The sequence below is a fragment of the Dyella sp. 01N36 genome, from assembly GCF_056399745.1.
The window spans coordinates 1-3930 of sequence record NZ_JBFTRY010000268.1; the positions used below are offsets into that span (position 1 = coordinate 1).

A 3930-nucleotide genomic window follows, 5' to 3' on the forward strand; every position below is an offset into this window, starting at 1 on the left:
TCCCTTCACGATTGCGAAGCCCCCGAAGTGATGACGAACCGGTCGAACCGGCGTTGGCAAACCCCTGAAAGGTCCGTGTGCTGACAAGCACGCCAAAGCGATTGGGAGCCGACGCGCGACTAGCTCATCGTGGCCCGGCACCGCCTGACGGTGCAGCAACTAGAGGCCGGATATACGTGTGCAGTCGACACGGACGCCAGAGCTAAGAGATGCTTGGCAAAGGGGAGGAGTCCATATACGGACCTAACGCAAATGGCGACGAAGCGGCAGTCCGGAGCACTGACCTATTGGGATAAAGAACGATGCTGAGATGGACGCCTGCCCTGATGATCGTTCTGGTCAGCACCCTGTGTCATGGGGAAGGCTTTTGTGGCACGGCGCCGTATGTACCCTTCGACCAGGTCGTGCGAGACAAAGCATTGATGATTGGCCAGTGCGTGCGGACCCATGTGGTTGTCACGACTGACGCCAAGGAGTACTCGCTCTTCCGAGAGAACGAACATTCGCAGTATGGTCTGTTGGAAACCGCCGGCGACGAAAGCCCCGGATGCGTCAAGACAGACACGCTATCGCAAAGCACCGACGTTAACGTGCGCGAGGATCTTTTTCGAAAATTCCGAGAGGTGGAGGGGGACAATTTCAAGCCGGACCTGACGATGATCCGTTATTACAGGCAGGATATGTTGTTGTGTGGTCAAGTGGTAAAGGAAGACGGCGAGCTTCGGTTCGCGGTAGACGATGGGATCTTGGAACGGTCTTATCTATTGCCCCTGCCGAAAAAGCGGGTGGCTCACTGAGCCATGAATAGGCGCTCGATGCATGTCTGCTATCGACCCACGGCGGACGTTTCAAAACGGGGCAGGGGCACTTTCTCAAGCGACAGCGTACTCACCCTTGCGGATAGCCGGACGGATCGGCAGCGTGAGGTCGCCGGCGATGAGCTGCAGTTCGCCGTCCTGGATAAGGCATTGCAGGCGCATGCTCCGCTCGCACAGGGCAGCCAGTTGCTGCATGTCAGCGTGGTCGATGGCGAGCACGCTGAGGTTGTCGTGGCGGGTGAGCGTGCTGGCGATCTTGCTCCACCAGACGTTGACGGCATGACCGCCGTAGGCCAGCACCACGACGTGCCGCGACTGGTTGCAGGCTTTGCGCAAGCGTGTTTCATCAGGCAGGCCGACGTCGATCCACAGCTCGATCTCGTCGGTATAGGCCTTGCGCCACAGGGCCGGTTCGTCGGTGTCGCTGAGCCCCTTGCCGAACTCCAGCCGTTCGTCGGCATACAGCGTGAACGCGAGCAGGCGCGCCATCAATCGCTCCTCGGTTTCCGACGGATGGCGGGCGAGGGTCAATGCGTGGGTGGCGTAGTAGTGCCGGTCCATGTCGCTGATCGACAGTTCGGCCTTGTGGATGGTGGCGGTGAGGGCCATGGGGGCACTTGAGTGGGCGTAAAGCGACTATTTTACGCGGCTTTGCCCCGGGGCGGGCGGAAAGACCCGGGCCATGCTTGGGCCGCCCGTCTTGCGGCCATGCCAGGATGTTGGCCGTAGTCGTCCATCGAATGCAAAGTCGGGCTCACGCCGTTGTCTGAGTCGCCAAATCTGCCCGCTGTTCCGATCAACCCGTCGGCGTGGGATAACGAGCTAGCATTGGTCCGCTTCCGACCCGAAGCGGACCTTGGCTTACTGCGTGTAGGTTATGCCGTGGTCTGCCGGCACTCTTGAGTTGATGGCAATTCGGCGTGTACCGACGCGCTTTCTCCGGGGCATGGCGGCGGCGAAAGGCAGCGTTGATCAGGGCAAATTGCGCCCACTTGCCGAGTGATCCGGCGCGCTCCTTTCTGCGACCAGCTGTTTTTCTCGAGTCAGCGATGTCGGCGAAATTGACGCATTAACCGTTACCCCATCCAGCGCAGCCTCCTGCCATGCATAACAAGACCGCTGTCTCGTCTTGAGCAGCAGATCGTTGTCGGCGTCAGCATCCGGTTCCAGAGGGATCGTCCAAACATCATGGAAAACCCCTCTCCCTAACCCGCTTCATCACGCAAGGAGTCAGTCATGTCGCACTTCCGGTCCTATACACTCCGGCTTCTCGCCGCTGCTGCGTTCCTCGCCAGTGGCGCCGCATTCGCCCACCCCAAGCTCGTTGTTACGACGCCTGCTGACCATGCCGATGTCAGCTCGCCGGGTACGATCGAAGTGTCATTTTCCGAAGCTCTGATGGCGCAGCTCTCGGGCGCGGATCTGATGATGACGGAGATGCCTGGCATGACCATGGAGCCGGTGAAGCTCGAGGTCAAGACCGCGGCCTCGTCGGATGCGAAGTCGTTGGTGATTACGCCGGCTCGGCCGCTTAGTTCCGGGACGTATCGTGTGGATTGGCATGTGGTATCCAGCGATACGCATACCGCGAAAGGGTCCTTCAGCTTCCACGTGAAGTGATCCGGCGATGTTCGATAGCTTGTTGGTGCTCAGTCGCTTCGCGCTCTATCTCGGCCTCATGCTGGCCTTTGGTTTGCCCGCGTTTGTCCTTCAGGCCCTAACCCGCAACCGGTCGGCCCTGTCCGTCGTCCGTCAGACCCTGCGTGTAGCGGGTGCGGCGACAATAGTGAGCCTTTTAGCGTCGAGCGCCGCGCTCTGGGCAATGGCGCAAGCCATGAGCGGAAGCAGCGATGCGGGTGCCGTATGGGGCGTGGTGCAGACGTTACTCACCCAGACCGCCGTGGGAATGACGTGGAACCTTCGCGTTGCAGTCCTCTTGGTTTCGCTATGGTTTACAGTGGCATCGGGTGGCGATACGCGCAGCCGTGTAGCAGTGGCTTCGGTGCTCTGTGCCGTCGCTCTGGCGACTCTCGCATGGGCAGGCCATGGTGCGATGAACGAAGGACCGCTAGCCTGGGTCCATCTTGGTGTCGATATTGCCCACCTGTTTGCCGCTGGCGCCTGGGTGGGCGCGCTGGTGGCTCTGACGCTCATCTCCCGGGCGGCATCGCGTCACGCCGAACAAAAAAACGTCGCTCTGCTATCAAGCGCTGCAACTGGGTTTGCTCGATCGGGCGCGCTGATCGTTGCGGTGCTGATCACCAGCGGCATAGTCAACTACATCATCATCGTGGGCCCGACATTGTCCGGGTTGATCGAAACCCTGTACGGTCGCCTTCTGCTGGTAAAGCTGGCCCTCTTTGCAGCCATGCTCACACTCGCAGCGGCCAATCGCTTTCGTCTCGCACCAGCCCTGGAAAGGGCCCGGCGCGACGACGATGCCGCTACCGCCGTGTCAACACTTACACGCAGTCTCTACCTCGAGACGAGCTTGGCGATACTGATCTTGGGCCTCGTCGCTTGGATAGGTACTCTTGACCCAGGCGGGGGCTAGTGCCCCCAGCGTTCAAGCTCAGCTTCGTAAAGATCAACAAGAGAGAGACGGCTGGATGTTGGACCTTGCATTGATGCTCACGCCGAGTGCTGGCCTGGCCTACTGGTTTCTCTTCGACGAAGGATCGGCGCGATATATCAATCTTATATCCACTACGGATGTCACCTTAAAGGGGTGGGAGCCGCCAATGGACGCGAAGGGAGGTCGACCCCTAGGGGAGATGCATTACTTCGTCCTAGCAATTCCGCTATTGCTTATCGCGGTCGAATGGCTCTTAGGTCTTTATTCTCGTAACTACGTAATGTCCGCTTCCGACTGCGGTTTCAGCCGGTCGTTGCAACGAATTGATGAAATCGTTCGGCCGGTGTTTCGAAGTTTAGAGTCTTTCTCGGCCTTCCGTTCAAGCGCCTTGCCACGGCGTTGAGTTGCGCTTGGGTGAGGCCAGACAGATCCATGCCTTTGGGAAAATATTGCCGCAGAAGACCGTTGGTGTTCTCGTTCGAACCACGCTGCCATGGGTTGTACGGATCACAGAAATAAACCTTGATGTCGGTGGCC

5 protein-coding genes are annotated in these 3930 nt (G+C 59.3%); 3 read left to right on the forward strand and 2 right to left on the reverse strand.

Annotated elements, in window-relative coordinates:
- Positions 1-326: 326 nt before the first annotated feature.
- Positions 327-797, forward strand: a complete 471-nt coding sequence (locus tag AC1DMG_RS20690) for a hypothetical protein (protein ID WP_477181019.1) — start codon at positions 327-329, stop codon at positions 795-797.
- A 75-nt stretch (positions 798-872) separates the two neighbouring features.
- Here the strand turns inward: AC1DMG_RS20690 and AC1DMG_RS20695 are convergent, their stop codons facing one another.
- Positions 873-1427: a YaeQ family protein gene (locus AC1DMG_RS20695; protein WP_441605664.1), complete on the reverse strand. Its 555-nt coding sequence runs from the start codon at positions 1425-1427 to the stop codon at positions 873-875.
- Positions 1428-2054: 627 nt separating this feature from the next.
- Between AC1DMG_RS20695 and copC the strand changes: the two genes are divergently transcribed.
- Together copC and copD are read left to right on the forward strand one after the other, a co-directional pair.
- Positions 2055-2438 (forward strand): copper homeostasis periplasmic binding protein CopC, encoded by a 384-nt coding sequence (gene copC / locus AC1DMG_RS20700; RefSeq protein ID WP_441605665.1) that lies wholly within the window; start codon positions 2055-2057, stop codon positions 2436-2438.
- 7 nt (positions 2439-2445) lie between these two features.
- Positions 2446-3372: a copper homeostasis membrane protein CopD gene (gene copD / locus AC1DMG_RS20705; protein ID WP_441605666.1), complete on the forward strand. Its 927-nt coding sequence runs from the start codon at positions 2446-2448 to the stop codon at positions 3370-3372.
- A 323-nt stretch (positions 3373-3695) separates the two neighbouring features.
- On the opposite strand, the gene AC1DMG_RS20710 is transcribed toward copD, so the two are convergent.
- Positions 3696-3930: IS30 family transposase (locus AC1DMG_RS20710; protein WP_477181020.1), on the reverse strand; the 235-nt coding region annotated here is incomplete at its 5' end.

Excerpts from the sequence above, each read along its gene's own strand:
- AC1DMG_RS20690 (WP_477181019.1), top strand. The coding sequence starts at position 327 with ATGATCGTTCTGGTCAGCACCCTGTGTCATGGGGAAGGCTTTTGTGGC.
- AC1DMG_RS20695 (WP_441605664.1), bottom strand. The coding sequence starts at position 1,427 with ATGGCCCTCACCGCCACCATCCACAAGGCCGAACTGTCGATCAGCGAC.
- copD (WP_441605666.1), top strand. The coding sequence starts at position 2,446 with ATGTTCGATAGCTTGTTGGTGCTCAGTCGCTTCGCGCTCTATCTCGGC.
- copC (WP_441605665.1), top strand. The coding sequence starts at position 2,055 with ATGTCGCACTTCCGGTCCTATACACTCCGGCTTCTCGCCGCTGCTGCG.